Annotated in this window: 10 protein-coding genes; 4 read left to right on the top strand and 6 right to left on the bottom strand. The window is 64.6% G+C overall.

Annotation, left to right across the window (positions count from 1 at the left end):
• Positions 1-95: 95 nt before the first annotated feature.
• The 3 genes from D3654_RS04920 to leuC all read right to left on the bottom strand — a co-directional run bounded on the left by D3654_RS04920 (position 96) and on the right by leuC (position 3,008).
• Positions 96-839 (bottom strand): DUF6270 domain-containing protein, encoded by a 744-nt coding sequence (locus D3654_RS04920; RefSeq protein WP_120520410.1) that lies wholly within the window; start codon positions 837-839, stop codon positions 96-98.
• A gap of 114 nt (positions 840-953) precedes the next feature.
• Positions 954-1,553: a 3-isopropylmalate dehydratase small subunit gene (gene leuD / locus D3654_RS04915; protein WP_120520409.1), complete on the bottom strand. Its 600-nt coding sequence runs from the start codon at positions 1,551-1,553 to the stop codon at positions 954-956.
• Positions 1,554-1,562: 9 nt separating this feature from the next.
• Positions 1,563-3,008 carry a 3-isopropylmalate dehydratase large subunit gene (gene leuC / locus D3654_RS04910; RefSeq protein ID WP_120520408.1) on the bottom strand — a complete coding sequence of 482 codons (1,446 nt, stop codon included), beginning with the start codon at positions 3,006-3,008 and terminating at the stop codon, positions 1,563-1,565.
• A gap of 112 nt (positions 3,009-3,120) precedes the next feature.
• Between leuC and D3654_RS04905 the strand changes: the two genes are divergently transcribed.
• Entirely contained in the window at positions 3,121-3,840 is a 720-nt protein-coding gene (locus D3654_RS04905; RefSeq protein WP_115788811.1) for an IclR family transcriptional regulator, read from the top strand.
• A gap of 12 nt (positions 3,841-3,852) precedes the next feature.
• On the opposite strand, the gene D3654_RS04900 is transcribed toward D3654_RS04905, so the two are convergent.
• A complete protein-coding gene (locus D3654_RS04900; RefSeq protein WP_120520407.1) occupies positions 3,853-5,145 on the bottom strand; it encodes a GAF domain-containing sensor histidine kinase in 1,293 nt (430 codons plus the stop codon).
• An 84-nt stretch (positions 5,146-5,229) separates the two neighbouring features.
• Between D3654_RS04900 and D3654_RS04895 the strand changes: the two genes are divergently transcribed.
• From D3654_RS04895 to D3654_RS04885, 3 genes are all read left to right on the top strand, one after another.
• Entirely contained in the window at positions 5,230-5,781 is a 552-nt protein-coding gene (locus tag D3654_RS04895; protein ID WP_120520406.1) for a DUF1697 domain-containing protein, read from the top strand.
• 196 nt (positions 5,782-5,977) lie between these two features.
• Entirely contained in the window at positions 5,978-6,979 is a 1,002-nt protein-coding gene (locus D3654_RS04890) for an FkbM family methyltransferase (RefSeq protein ID WP_162943619.1), read from the top strand.
• Positions 6,976-8,958, top strand: a complete 1,983-nt coding sequence (locus tag D3654_RS04885; protein WP_120520404.1) for a DUF6270 domain-containing protein — start codon at positions 6,976-6,978, stop codon at positions 8,956-8,958. Before D3654_RS04890 ends, D3654_RS04885 begins: the two co-directional genes overlap by 4 nt.
• Positions 8,959-9,021: 63 nt before the next feature.
• Here the strand turns inward: D3654_RS04885 and D3654_RS04880 are convergent, their stop codons facing one another.
• Positions 9,022-10,038 (bottom strand): hypothetical protein, encoded by a 1,017-nt coding sequence (locus tag D3654_RS04880; RefSeq protein WP_162943618.1) that lies wholly within the window; start codon positions 10,036-10,038, stop codon positions 9,022-9,024.
• Between the two features lie 38 nt (positions 10,039-10,076).
• Entirely contained in the window at positions 10,077-14,495 is a 4,419-nt protein-coding gene (locus D3654_RS04875; RefSeq protein WP_120520402.1) for a glycosyltransferase family protein, read from the bottom strand.

The following is a 14,495-nucleotide window of genomic DNA, read 5'->3' as shown; positions in this document are numbered from 1 at the left end:
GCCGAGGGCTCAAGCTAAGCATAGAAGCTGGGGTTAATGATCCGAAATGCGGGCGGGCCCGGCCGGGAGCGCCGTGCCGCCGCGGAACGGAGCCGCTAGGCTACCGCAACACCGGAGGCCGCTGCCTCCATCTGGCGGGCAATCCACTGCCTGGCGACGGCTCCGAAGTGGTACGGCGCCGCACCCCATTTGTGGTCGGCCTGGCCAACCCTGAGCTCCTGCGGAAGGGTCGCGACCGTGTAGCCAAGGCTCCTGATGTGGGCGCAGCATTCGGCGAAATAGGCGTCCAGTTCGACGTCCGTTTCGCGGTCCTTGAACGGCGGCACGGCTTCCCCGGCCTCCGTCACCCGTGCCCACGGGGTGCCCAGCACGAGCGTCTTTTCGCGCAGCCCCATGGCCGTCAATGCACCGAAAAGCCGGTTGGCCGCGGACTCCCAGAGGGTCCAGTGTTCCTCGGTGACCGGCTCGATGAGGCGGTACCTTCCCGCGATTCCCGCCAGCCGGCCGGACTGCATGAGTTCCGAGGAGCGGGTCACATAGGTGCCGTCGGGGAGGCGGAAGACGCCCAGCCTCTCGTCGGTCAGGTCGATGACCAGCAGGTCAATGTCGGCCGCATGGCGCCGAAGCGTCGGCAGGAGGTTCGATTTCAGGTCCCCATTGAGGGAACGGTTCTGGAAGGAGGAGGCCAGGGCCTCGCCGTTGAGGAGTTCCGTTGGCCGGGAAAGTGCGCTGATCATGGACTGACGAGCAACATAGCCGAGCAATGCGTACTCGGAACCGAGTTCTTCAAACGGGTCCCTGGACACACAGCTGCCGTAGATCATCAGGTTTTTGTGCATTTAAAGAACCTTAACAGAGGGCCGCATCCGGGCAGGAATTGACCGGAACGGCGGACAACAGGAAACGCCGCCGCCGAATTGCTGATTCGACGGCGGCGTTTCTTTGGAACGGCGTCAGCCGCGCGCGGGGAGCGTCTTCGGCTTGAAGGACGGCCGGGTGGCCTCGTAGGCGGTGATGTCGCCTTCGTGCTGCAGGGTCAGGCCGATGTCATCCAGGCCCTCCAGCAAGCGCCAGCGCGTGTAGTCATCGATCTCGAACGGTGCCACCACGTTGCCGCATTCGACCGTCTTCGAGACCAGGTCCACTTTGACCTCGGTGCCGGGGTTGTTTTCCAGCACCTTCCAGATGAGCTCGATGTCGTCCTGGGCCACCTGTGCGGCCAGGAGCCCCTGCTTGCCCGAGTTACCGCGGAAGATGTCGGCGAAGCGTGAGGAAAGCACGGCCTTGAAGCCGTAGTCCTTCAGGGCCCAGACAGCGTGCTCGCGGGACGAGCCGGTGCCGAAGTCGGGACCGGCCACCAGCACGGAGCCGGCGCTGAACGGTTCCTGGTTCAGGATGAAGGATTCGTCCTTGCGCCAGCCGGCGAAGAGGGCGTCTTCGAAGCCGGTGCGGGTGATGCGCTTCAGGTAGACGGCGGGGATGATCTGGTCCGTGTCCACGTTGCTCTGGCGCAGGGGGACACCGATGCCGGTGTGGGTGGTGAACTTTTCCAAGGGGTCCTCCTAGGCGGCGTCGCTGGCGGCGACGGAGACGGATTCCAGGTCAGACGGCGAGCTGAGCGTGCCGCGCACTGCGGTCGCTGCGGCCACCACCGGCGAGACTAGGTGGGTGCGGCCGCCCTTGCCCTGGCGGCCTTCGAAGTTGCGGTTCGAGGTGGAGGCGCAGCGCTCCCCCGGGGCCAGCTGGTCCGGGTTCATGCCAAGGCACATGGAGCATCCGGCGAAGCGCCATTCGGCACCGAAGTCCTTGAACACCTTGTCCAGGCCCTCGGCCTCGGCTTCCAGGCGGACGCGGGCAGAACCCGGCACCACCAGCATCCGCACGTTCGGGTCCTTGGCGCGGCCGCGGATCACGTCGGCGGCGGCACGCAGGTCCTCAATGCGGGAGTTGGTGCAGGACCCCAGGAAGACGGTGTCCACGCGGATGTCCTTCATCGGGGTTCCGGCTTCCAGGCCCATGTACTGCAGGGCACGCTCTGCGGCCAGCTTGGCGTTCTCGTCGCCGAAGTCCTCGGGCGAGGGCACGGCGTCGTTGAGCGAAACACCCTGGCCCGGGTTGGTTCCCCAGGTCACGAACGGCTCCAAGGTGTCGGCGTCGAGGTCCACCTCGACGTCGAACATTGCGTCGGCGTCGGTGTGCAAGGTGTTCCAGTACTCGACGGCGGCGTCCCAGTCGGCGCCTTCCGGAGCGTGCGGGCGGCCCTGCATGTAGTCGTAGGTGGTCTGGTCCGGAGCCACCATGCCGGCGCGGGCACCGGCTTCGATGGACATGTTGCAGATGGTCATCCGCGCTTCCATGGACAGCGCACGGATCGCGGAACCGCGGTATTCCAGGACGTAGCCCTGGCCGCCGCCCGTGCCGATCTTCGCGATGACAGCCAGGATGATGTCCTTGGCGCTGACACCCGGACGCAGCGTGCCCTCGACGTTGATGGCCATGGTCTTGAACGGCTTGAGCGACAGCGTCTGGGTGGCCATGACGTGCTCCACCTCCGAGGTGCCGATGCCCATGGCCAGCGCGCCGAACGCACCGTGGGTGGAGGTGTGCGAGTCGCCGCAGACCACGGTCATGCCGGGCTGGGTCAGGCCGAGCTGCGGGCCGACGACGTGGACGATGCCCTGCTCCTTGTCGCCCAGGGAGTGGAGGCGGACGCCGAACTCCTTGCAGTTGGCGCGCAGGGTCTCGATCTGGGTACGGCTGGTGAGGTCCGCGATCGGCTTGTCGATTTCCAGGGTGGGGGTGTTGTGGTCCTCGGTGGCGATAGTGAGGTCCGGGCGGCGCAGCTGGCGGCCGGCCAGGCGCAGGCCTTCGAATGCCTGCGGAGAAGTCACTTCGTGCACGAGGTGCAGGTCGATGAACAGGAGGTCAGGCTGGGCGTTGGTTCCTTCGCCGTCACCCTTGCGCACCACGTGCGCATCCCAAACTTTCTCGGCCAGTGTTTTCCCCACGGCCTGCTCCCTTCACTGCGGTTGGATTGTCTACATCCACTGAACATGAGCGCCGCCAAGTGCGCCAGCGAAACAACTTGCATCTCAGATATTGAGACGGCAATATCAATACATGGACAATTCTAGTGGAGTCGGTGTCATTGATAAAGCGGCCCAGGTGCTGGACGCACTTGAGGCCGGGCCTACCACGCTCGCGCAGCTGGTGGCCGCAACGGGCCTCGCCCGGCCCACCGTGCACCGCCTTGCCCTGGCCCTTGTCCACCACCGCCTGGTGAGCCGGGACATCCAGGGCCGCTTCGTCCTCGGCAGCCGCCTGGTGGAACTCGCCTCGGCCGCAGGCGAGGACAGGCTGATCGCCTCCGCCGGGCCCGTGCTGATCCAGCTCCGCGATGCCACCGGCGAAAGCGCGCAGATCTTCCGCAGGCAGGGTGACTGGCGCGTCTGCGTCGCGTCCGCGGAGCGCCCGATCGGCCTGCGGGACACGATCCCTGTCGGCACGCAGCTGTCCATGAAGGCCGGCTCCGCGGCCCAGGTGCTGCTCGCCTGGGAGGACCACGACCGGCTGCTGGACGGCCTGCAGAATGCCCGCTTCACTCCCACCGTCCTGGCGGGTGTACGACGCCGTGGCTGGGCCCAGAGCCTCGGCGAACGCGAGCCGGGGGTCGCCTCCGTCTCCGCACCGGTGCGCGGACCGTCCGGCCGGGTCATCGCCGCCGTCTCGATTTCCGGGCCGATCGAACGCCTCACCCGCCAGCCGGGCCGGCTGCACGCAGAAGTGGTCTGCAACGCCGCGCGTGTCCTCACCGATGCGCTGCGCAAGGGCAACGACTGAGGCCTGGCGGGCCTAGAGTCCGGCGGGGAAGGTGACGGTGACGGTGGTTCCGCCACCGGGGGTTTCCGAAAGCATGAGTTCGCCGCCGTGCGCCTCGGCGATCTTGTGGCAGGTGGACAGGCCCAGGCCCATGCCTGGTCCGTCGCCCTGTCGGAGCAGGCGCACCAGCGGTTCCAGGACCTTCGTCCGGTCGTCGGGATCGATCCCCTTGCCGTTGTCGGCAACGGAAACCGTCACGCCCTGGTAGTTCGAGACGCCGGTGATCCGGACGCGGAGGTCCCGTTCCGGGCTGCGGTAGTTGATCGCGTTCGATACCAGGTTCTGGATCAGCATGCGGAACTGTCCCCTGTCCGCCCGGAGTGTCTGGTCCTGTGCTTCGATGATGCCCGCGTCCTCGATGCCGAGGTCCCGTGCGACGTTCAGGGCGGTGTCCTTGAGGGACACCTGCGTGGGCTGAATGCCGCCGCCCACGCGCGAGTAGCTGAGGACATCCTCAAGCATTCCGAGCATGCGGCGTCCGCTGAACCCGATGTGCTCAAGGTACTTGGCGACCGCACTGCCAGCCTTGATGTCCGGATCGCTCTCCACCAGCTCCGCGTAACCGAGGATGGTGGTCAGCGGTATGCGGAGATCGTGGCTGACGCGTCCTGCAAAGGCGGCCAGCTTCGCGTTGCTGTCCTTCAGCTTCGCGTTGGAGTCCTCCAGCTTCGCATTGGAGTCCTTCAGCTTAGCGTTGGTGTCCTTCAGTTCGGCGTACGCGCGGTCCAATTGGGATGAGCGGTGTTGCAGCTCCAGCAGTTCGACAACCTGCTTTGCCAGGACCTCAAGGATGCGGACCTGCTCCGCGCCCAGCTCTTTGGGCTCGTCGGAAAAAATGCAGAGGGTTCCCGGGACGAAGCCCGATGCTGTTTCCAGCGGGATGGAGGCATAAAAGCGGACGTTGCCGATGTCGCCGGTGACAAACGGGTTGTCGGCGAACCGCGGGTCCTGCGACGCATCCGGAACCACGGTCTTTTCCCTGGAGAGGAACACCTTGGCGCACATGGAATCGTCGCGGGAGCAGACGCCCGCTTCAACGCCCCACGCCCCCACCTGGTGTTGGTGTCCGGCGCTGATGATGTTCACCACGCCGTGCGGGGCGCCGCAAAGCTCCGTGGCGAGGCGGACAACGTTTTGCAGCGCGGTGTAGACGGCCGCATTCGGCAGGAGAGGCGTATCCAGGCTGGGGTCGAGGCCGTACTCCAGCAGCTCCAGGTCCCGGCTAACGTCGTCGGTGAAGGCCAGCTGCCCTCGGGCGTGCGTCATTGAGTATCTCCCCAGCTACTTACCGATGTCCTGCCGATGATACCGGCATCAGGCTGCGAAAACCCGCGTTGTAGGGTGGGGCGCATGGACAGCTATGCGGTATTCCTGCGGGGAATCAACGTAGGCGGAATCAACATCAAGATGGCCGAACTCAAGGCAGCCCTTGGCGGCCTTCCCTTCGAAGGCGTCAAAACCCTGCTGGCCAGCGGCAATGTAGTACTCAGGAGTGACTTCAACGCATCCGACGTCAAGGAGCGCTTCGAAAAGTGCCTGCGCGATTCCTTCGGCTACGACGCCTGGGTGGTTGTGCTGAGCGGCGCACGGGTGGCCGAACTGGTGAAGGCGTGCCCCTATCCCCCGGATGACAAGTCCACGCACAGCTACGTCACACTTTCCTCGGATGCCGCGGTGCTGGATGAGCTGTTCGACGCCGGATCCGCCCTTGGCAGCGCGGCCGACGGCGGCGTGGACCTCAAGCGGCTCGGCCCCGAGGCGATCGCCTGGCTGGCTCCTGCCGGCGGCACCCTCGACAGCCCCTTCAGTAAGATCACCGCGAAGGCCCGCTACAAGGCGGCGACCACCACCCGGAACCTGCGCACGATGATCAAGGTGCAGGACGCCGTCGGGCAGCTGTAACGGAACCGGGGCACAGGGTCCGCCGGGATCCGACATCTGGCGGGACGCCCGCGGCGGAAGCGATAGCATTGCATGACGTTGCGGGAGGCTTCCCGTCTTGGGGGCAAACGAAGGTCCGGCCCACCACGTTGCGGCGAGAGCCTGACGAATCGAGCGCCGGGTCCAAGAGGAGCTGGTTGAAATGGCAGAAGGATTGATGAAGTCCGATATTGTGACAGTCCGTGCCGGCGAGGTCGACGTCAGATTCGAATTGCCGTCGCAGGTAGACCACATCAGCAAAGTCATCAGGACCACCGGCGACTTCTACGAACGCCCGTTTCTTGACGCCGTGGCCCCGGTTCTTTCGCCCGGAAGCCTCGTGGTGGACGTCGGAGCGAATATCGGAAACCACTCGCTGTACTTTGCGAAACTTCTCCAATGCAACGTCATCGCTTTCGAGCCGGTTGAAACAACCCTCGAGTGCCTGCTGCACAACGTCGAAATCAATTATGCGGATACGAATATCGAGGTCCGTCCATTCGCAGTCGGAGCCGCGCCAGGGCAGGCACGAATCAATAAATTCGATGAATCGAACCTGGGCGCGACCACACTCGTCCAATCCGAAGACGGCGACCTTCCGCTGACATCCCTCGACAACGAAGCCATCAGCGGCCGCGTCTCCCTCATCAAGATAGATGTCGAGGGAATGGACCTGGAGGTCATCCGTGGAGGCCTGGCCCTGATCGAGCGGGATCGACCGTTCATTTCATGCGAATTGAACAACCCTGCCGAGCTGCAGGCACTCGAAGACGTCCTCGAGACCATCGACTATGTTCGCCTGGGCGTCTACAACGCAACCCCGACGTACATCCTTGCACCGGCGCGGACCACATCGGAGCAGGCGGCGATCGTGAGCTTCCAGGGCCTGCAGCTGCAGGCCATCCGGGACATGCACAAGGACCTTGATTCCCGGCTCCTGCGCTCCAACAGGTACACGGAACGACTCCATCGGGAGGCCCTCCGGGAAATCAACAGCCGGATGGAACCCCGGGAGAGCGAGCCACGGAAGCCTGCTCCCGTTGCGGGTGAGACGGAAAGCGATCAGATCACCGAGATCCGCGCGCTCTTGGAGGAACTGCGCAGCCTCCAGGAATCGTCCTCGCGGAGGATCGCAGAACTGGAAAACGAGATCTCCGAACTGCGAGGAACAAAGAAATGACATCCAAGCTCGAGCGAAACTACGGGCGGTGGAAGACGCCGCACATAACGTGGGATTCGGTCGCCGCCTTTTGCGCGGAAGATACCTGGGACGACGGGGTGCACACGGTTGAACTCGATGGCGGCCCGAGCCTGGACCTCATCATCAGCGGCCAGCCCTTCGAGCGACCCTCCGTTGCTGTGCCGGTGTTCTTCTCCGGTGCCGTGCAGAACCGCGAAGCCAAGGCCGGGCCGTTCTTTTCGGGCGAGAATGTCTCGCTTACCGGCGGCTTCCCGTACATCTCGGTGTCCGATCCTTCCCTCGAACTCCACGAGACACTCGGCCTGGCCTGGTACACGGGCAGCGAAGGCCAGCGCCTCCACGAACAGCTCCTGACAGTCCTTCGGGCTCTCTCCGGTACCGCCGGCCGCGAACTCCTGCTCGTGGGAGGGTCCGGCGGGGGCTACTCCGCCCTCTTCTACGGCCAAAAGCTGGGTGACCTCGCCTCGGTCTTCGTGTGGAATGCGCAAACAGACATTCTCGAATACAACGAGAAGTTCGTGCGGCACTACCTGGAGACAGCGTTTCCGGAGCGCACAAGAACAGCCGTCCAGTCCGAGGACTGGAAGCCGCAGGTGCGGCAGGAACTCGCCGACGCCGGAGTGCCGCTCTCCCTTCTCCCGGACCTGGCGGCAGGGCTTCGGCCCAAGCGCACCGTGTTCATCCAGAACGCAACGGACTGGCACGTACCCGTCCACACTGCCCCGTTCATCGAGGCTGGCAGTTATAAGCACCAGGGCCGGGGCCTGTACCACCACGGGCTCAACCACGCAGTCTGGATCACCCACTTCGGGGCCGACCATGCAGCGCTCCCGCCGGAGTGCGTCACGTCGCTCGTGAAGGACCTGCTCGATCCTGCGCGGACAGCCCGGGACGTGGTCTCCTCCTTCAAGGAATCCGGCCTCGTGCCCGGACAGCAGCCTGGGTTCGAGCCCCGGGACCTGCGTCATCTGAAGGGTGACCTCGAAACGCAGCTGTCGCTGGACCTGGATATGGAACACGACGGCGGCCCCCTCGCCCGCGTCAATCTCGGCGACGTGCCGTTGGGGTACGGCGGGCTGCGCTTCGGTTTCTTCACGCAGGAAGCCGACGGCACCGCCACCAACGCGAAGTGGTACGCAGCCGACACCGAGTGTGTTTTTCCGGTCGACGGCCCGCAACCGGGACTGACTGTGCAGGTCCGCGTCCGCGATGGTTTCAACAATGAACTGTTTTCGCTCGAAGCCGCGGCGGCGCATGAGCTGGTCCCGTCGCGCTTCTTCATCTACGGCAGCTGCGTCACCCGGGACGCATTTGCGCTGGATCACGGCTTCGAGCTGGTGAACTACATTGCGCGTTCACCGTTCGGCAGCGCCTTCGCCCAGGCGCCGAAGGACGTCGATGTGGAGCTCCACTCCATTGAGAGCCCGTTCCAGCGGCGCATGGTCAAGGCAGACGTCAGCAAGCAGCTGGACGGCCTGCTTAGGGATTCAGACTTCGACTATCTGCTGGTGGATCTCATCGACGAGCGGATCCGTATGATGCCGTACAAGGACACCGTGATCGCGTATTCAACGGAGCTGCAGAAGACAGGGGCAACGGCGACGTCCGAGCAGCTCCTGCGCGTCGGATCAGAGGACTACTACGAGCGTTGGAAGGCGGGCCTGGAACGGCTGCTCGCCGCATGCCCGGCCTCCAAGATCATCGTGAACCGGGTCTTTTGGGCCACAGTCACCGACGACGGCACCGAGCTTCCCAACCAGCCCGACATCGCGCACCACAACGCTGTCCTCAACCGCTTGTACGCCGACCTCGCCGCCCATCCGGAGATCCGCTTCATCGACTATCCGGAGCGGCTGCTCGTAGCCGACAGCAAGCACAGGTGGGGGCCCGCCCCGTACCATTTCGTCGACGGGGTATCCATCCACCTGCTGGACGAGCTTGCAAAGATCTCAGATTAACCGCAAGGGGAGCCAGCCGGCAGGCTGGCTCCCCTTGTTTGTATTCGGCGGCAGGCTGCCTGCCTAAAACGACGTAAAGTGCTTGGACACCGAATCCTGCCGCGCGCTTCCGGCGAGCTCGGACCGTTCCATCCCCGAAGGCGGGGCAAACATTTCTTCTTCCCCGTCCGGCAATCCTTCAAGCGGCCGCAGGGACTTCAACCGTGCCAATGCAATCTCGGCGTCGCCCGGCCAGCACATGGACGGGATGCCGATGTGTCCGTCCCCAACGTAGGGCCGTGAAATCGAGACGCGCCCGTCCAAGGCAAGGAATGCCCCGGAGGACTCGCCGAGCTCGGCCAGGAAGGGTTCGAGATGCTCCACGGTGTGCCAAGTGTCGCCCGCGTTGTGGACGTACGAGATCAGGTTTCCCCTGTTCCAGCGCGGGTCTGTGTAGCGATCCGCGATACGGAACCGATGCGAGAAGTCCGCCATGATCTCGTCATAGGACAGGCCTGGCCATGCAGCCCGCAGCGTTTCCAGGATGGGCGTGCGGATGGAGTAGCGGAAGACGTCAGTCTGCGGAATGCGTGGGACGGCAACTGAGTTGGCGAACCTGGCGCCCATCCTCATCGCCACAAACCCGCCGGCGGACGAGCCCTCCAACACCAGGTAGCGTGCACCGGACGCGGCCATCACCTTGCGGACGATCGCTTCCATCCAGTCATCGGGATCAACCGCCGGGGTGCCGAGGTACCACGACAACCTGTTCGCAGGAGCAAGCGTCAGGGTCGGGTCGGAGAAGAGCACAAACGGAGAACGGGAATTCCTCGAAATGGCCACCGGGGCGAAATAGCGGCCGTCAGGCGTACTGGGCCCCTTTGCGGCGTGGAATCCTGCGCGCAGTTCGCCGCGGACGCTCTTTTGGGAATTGACCAGAAATGACAGGGTCATTCCATCGCCGATGGCGAGGGTGTAGATCCTTTCGTCATCCGCCGTTGTGGGCTTGAAGCCGTCGATGCTCTCAAGGTGGACAACCGGTACGCCGTAGAACTCGTCGTGCTCTTCCACTTGTATGTCGCTCTCTCGTTCTTGTGGCATGGGTTTGCAATAAGCAGCTTCAGGTGCAGTCCTGAAAGCTAGCTCCTTGCCGGGATGACAACCCACGTCAGGGCGGACTGGTCCGTTTCCGGCGTCGCGGAACCCGCGCGCCGGATTTCGGCGAACGTTCCGCAGCGCTCCAATTCGATGATGGGCCCACCGGGCTCCGCGCCTTCTTCGAAGGGCCGTGCGGACAGGAGGTCCCAGTCACCGAAGCGCGTTGCGTGCAGCAGATCCTCGAAGTAGGTATCGCTTGGCACGTTCTCCCAGTTAGCCAGCCACTCGACGTCGGTGCTGTCCAGCTCCGACTCCGGCGCGACGGCGATCCCGTGCTGCTCCAGCGTCGCGCGGTCACCGGCGTCGAGATGGTCCGCGAAGACCACCGTCGGCCGCCAGCTTTGACGGGTCATGGCCTCGACGTCGGCGGCACCGGAGGCGGCTACCACCGCATAAGCCGGCAGGGCCGGCGCGACGACGGGAATCCCGGCCGTCCTCATCACGATGGTCAGTGCCTGGTCGGCCAGGTGGGAGCGGGTGATGGTACGCATCTGGTTCCATGCGGTTTCCAGCCGCACCTTTTCGTCGGTCATCCACCCGGACAGCAGCTCTGCCCAGCGCTCATCCGAGTCGCCCGCTTCGATGCCCTGGATCTGCTCCGTGATCCCCCGGCCGCGGCCGCTCAGGACCACGGACCCGCTCGCGGCGACCTCGACCACGCGCCGGGAGAACATCGTCGGGGAATCGTTCGCCGAGTTGACGTTGATGCTCACCGGATGGGCCTTGTAAACCTTCAGGACCTCCTGGTAGGGCACGCCTTCACGGACGAAGGGAGCCAGCTCCGGCGGGAACCGGTACGGCGAGTTCGGAACGTTGACCTGGCGGTCGTAGATCGTCAGACCGTGGAGCTTGGCAGCATCAAGGATCCGGTGGAGTTCATCGGAGCGTTCCTTGAAGCGGTCCCCGTAATAGGTGCCCGCGTAGCTGACGGTGTGCTGGTAGGGCCGGTCCGTGGGCAGCGGGTTGTGGATCGCGGGCTCGGCGTAGAACGGCAGGGAGGAAACCGTCTGCACAACGGACTCATCGTTCTGGAGGTACTTGCCCACCATGTCCGCGTCGGTCGTGAAGACATGGTCCATCATCGCTGCGGTGCGCTCGAACGCCCGGAAATGAACCGGATCTTCCTTGTTCCAGAAGATCACCGGGATATCCCGTGCCCGGGCCACCTTGATGATCCGTTCGAGGTCGGCAATTTCGCCCGGGTAGTAGGCCACCCCGCGGCGCCACTGGTAGTCAGGGCCTTCCCACGCTGACTCGACGAAGATTGCGTCGAGGTCGAGCGATGCCACCTGGACAAAGCCTTCAGTCCTGGACAGGGGCACCGTCTCAAAGGAATGTGCGATCGTTGCGCTGGTGAACTGGTCGGCGATGACACCGACCTTCATGGACGCCAGATCCCGCTGAATGGCCGGCGAGAGGGCCGCTGAGTAGCTCTGTTGCGCTTGGGAGACAGACGCCAACGGGCCGGATCCTCGAGCGAACGCCGCGTCGGCCTGTGCAGCGCACCGGGCCGAAAGCTCGCCATCCCGCCGGTCGTCGGGAACGTCCTGCAGGTCCTCACTCAGGAAAGGCACACCAAGGCGGCGCGCCGCCAGCAGCGCCGGAAGGGCCACCCAGAAATCACCCTGCGCGGCGATGGCAGCCGGCCGGAAGGCGCGCGCCTCGCGCACGATCGCGTCCGTTGCGGCAAGGACGAACTTCGGCAACCGCAGCCCGGCGGAATTCCTGAGTGGAATGCGGACGGCAGCGACGCCGCCCAGTTCGATCTCCGTGCGTCCTTCGTCCTCGGCGTCGAACGCCGGATTGATTGCCGCGGACGCGACAGTCACGAGGTGCAAGGAGCCGCCGGCGACACCGTCCGCTACGGCAGCAGGCCAAGCCGTCTCCGGTGCCGCGCTGCGGGTTTCGTCGACCACGAACAGGACACTTTCGGGCCTGACAAGGTAGGCAGCTCCCTCACTCCGTTCAGGGATCCGCGGCAGCTCATCCTTCAGCGCCTCGACCCCCTCCTTCCAGCGCCGGTCGAACAGGAAGCGCTGCGAAGGACGGTCGACGAGGTCCGGGTGCTCGGCGGCCAGTTCCCGGATCCTGTCCAGGTCGCCGTCGCGCTCGAGCACGGCGAAGAGCCGCGACAGGGACACGCTGTTGGGTTTCGCATGGAAACGCCCCTCGGAGGCTTCGGCGGTGACGTTCCCGCCAGGGGTGCCCGAGTGGGTTCCTTCGAGGGTCAGGAGGAGCCGCAGCCATTCGTGCCCGTTCTTCACCAGGTCGAACTGGCGTGCGTGTGCAACCGCGGCCTCCGAGGCCTTGGCGTAGTCTTCGGGGTTTTCGTTGACCCGCTTGATGTATTCCACAGCGGCCGACGTGTCCTCGTGGACCCACTCGTTCCCGAAGATCTCCTCGGCACCTTCCCGCTCCCAGACCACGGGCACCGCGCCGGATGCCATGCCTTCGACGGGGGCCAGGTGGAATGTTTCGCGGAAGCTGGGCGACAGCATCCACCCGATGTTCTGGAACCAGCGGCCCATGTCCGGGCCGAATTCATCGAAGGCGACCCGGCGCCGCAACCCGGGATTCAGGGCGATCCGCTCGTAGAAGGCCTCATAGGCCTCACGGATGACTTCGTCCTGCCACATCCATCCGTAGTCCCACGGCGCCCGGCCGCGGATGTGGACCGTGTACCGGGGATCCGTGGCCAACAGCTGCTCGAGGATGTCCAGTGCACGATCGGGCCGCTTCAGGATCGGGACGATTCCGGCGATGCCGATGTGGAAGCGTGCCCCGTCCTTTTTCGGGCGGTTCAGGTCCAGGACGTCGACCACGTTCGGGATAACGGCGGTCTTCTCGCGCGGCCAGCCCAGTTCCTCGATCACTTTGTTCCGGTAAAACTCGGAGACAAAAATGATCCGGTCGACATTTGCAAGGTTGATTTCCTGGATCCACGGTGAAAACAATTCATAACCGTGGAACCTGACCACCAGGGTTTGCCCCGGCAATTTCTCCCACGAATACCAAACGGCATTATGGGACGCGAACTCACAGAAGATGAGGTCGGCCCATTCCAGCAGGGTGCGGCTCTGCGCCTCATCCTGCTGGTTTTGGGCCACCCAGTGGTCCGCCCGCAGTTCCACGTCCTGCCTTTGCGACAGAACGTCGATGAGCTCACCGGCAAACTTGAAATCATGGCCAGCCACCAGGACGCGGCGCTTGACGGGGAGGAGCGGAACTGCCGCGTAATCCGCGACCGCCCTGTCAAGGTAGTCGCGGAAAAGCTCCGCATCCGATTCGGTGTTCGACGGAGGAGATGAAGGGGTTGCTTCCGGTCCAAAACCAAGCGTCGGAAGCAGGACGCCCTTGGAGGTCGCCGCCGGAATCCTCGACTCAAGGACCGCCCTGGCCTCGTCCCTCACAAAAACAAGGCGCGACGCAGTTTCCGCAAACTGCTGGAAAAGCTGGCTTGACCGGTTGAATTCTTCCAGGCTTCCAAAGTCAATCAGTGGCCACAATTTGCGCCGCAGGACGCTGTTGGTGAATCCGGATACGACCGTTTCCAGGTCATCGGTGAGGACCGCACAACAATCAACGTCCGACGCAGCTACGGCAACATGCCAGGCTGCGAAGCGCGGCAGCAGCCGCCCGTTCTCGACTTGGTGCGCGGCGGTAGCAGGCTGCAGCACCGTGACGTCGGGGCAGTCCTGCTCCACGGATTCAAAGATCGACAGACCGTCGTGGCACAGGACGATCACGTGGACGTCCGCGGAGGCTACAGAGCTTGCCATCCGGTAGGTGCGGCTGGCCCAGCCGGCCACATCCTCGTCACCGGGCCGCCTGTACAGGAGGACCCGGCGCTGCGCCCCCTGCATGGCGTGCATCTTACGGGCGTCACAGGTGTCCACGAGCTGGACCCGGTGATTGGCTGTCGGCGCGGCCTGCCTCAGCACGTGCCGCTGCGCAGCGTCCTCCACGAGCGTGAAGCCCGAATACTGCACGACGGCTTGCAAAGCTTCGAGCCCGTCCGGACCGGCGCTGGTCCGGGACGCAACGTCGGCGGCCGGCAGGAAGGACCAGAGGCGCGCGGCGGGAAACCCCCGGCGGGCGAGTTCCTGGTTGAGAAGCAGTCCGTCGGCGAGGACGAGATCGAAGTCGTCCTGCTCGAATCCAGCGTGCACCGCCGAAGCGAAGCCGCGGATGAACTCGGCCTCCGTTTCGATTTCGCTCCCGGAATGGAGGAATGTGCGGGCCGGCGGCGCGTCCAGATGCTCCGCCACTTCCGCCGACGCCGCGACCATCGAGAAGGCGGTATTGCCGAGCGCTCCGAGAAGCCTTCCAACTGCAGCGAAGTGGGCATGGCCGGCTTCCGCCGATTCCGGCTTGTAGGCCGAGCAAAAGAGCACCCGCAT

Origin of the sequence: Arthrobacter celericrescens (assembly GCF_003614925.1) — a bacterium.
Taxonomy (GTDB): domain Bacteria; phylum Actinomycetota; class Actinomycetes; order Actinomycetales; family Micrococcaceae; genus Arthrobacter; species Arthrobacter celericrescens.
The sequence above is the reverse complement of the archived record's forward strand: the minus strand, read 5'-3'. Positions and strand labels throughout refer to the sequence as shown.

Excerpts from the sequence above, each read along its gene's own strand:
- D3654_RS04920 (WP_120520410.1), bottom strand. The coding sequence starts at position 839 with ATGCACAAAAACCTGATGATCTACGGCAGCTGTGTGTCCAGGGACCCG.
- D3654_RS04905 (WP_115788811.1), top strand. The coding sequence starts at position 3,121 with ATGGACAATTCTAGTGGAGTCGGTGTCATTGATAAAGCGGCCCAGGTG.
- D3654_RS04900 (WP_120520407.1), bottom strand. The coding sequence starts at position 5,145 with ATGACGCACGCCCGAGGGCAGCTGGCCTTCACCGACGACGTTAGCCGG.
- D3654_RS04895 (WP_120520406.1), top strand. The coding sequence starts at position 5,230 with ATGGACAGCTATGCGGTATTCCTGCGGGGAATCAACGTAGGCGGAATC.
- D3654_RS04890 (WP_162943619.1), top strand. The coding sequence starts at position 5,978 with ATGAAGTCCGATATTGTGACAGTCCGTGCCGGCGAGGTCGACGTCAGA.
- D3654_RS04885 (WP_120520404.1), top strand. The coding sequence starts at position 6,976 with ATGACATCCAAGCTCGAGCGAAACTACGGGCGGTGGAAGACGCCGCAC.
- D3654_RS04880 (WP_162943618.1), bottom strand. The coding sequence starts at position 10,038 with ATGCCACAAGAACGAGAGAGCGACATACAAGTGGAAGAGCACGACGAG.
- D3654_RS04875 (WP_120520402.1), bottom strand. The coding sequence starts at position 14,495 with ATGCGGGTGCTCTTTTGCTCGGCCTACAAGCCGGAATCGGCGGAAGCC.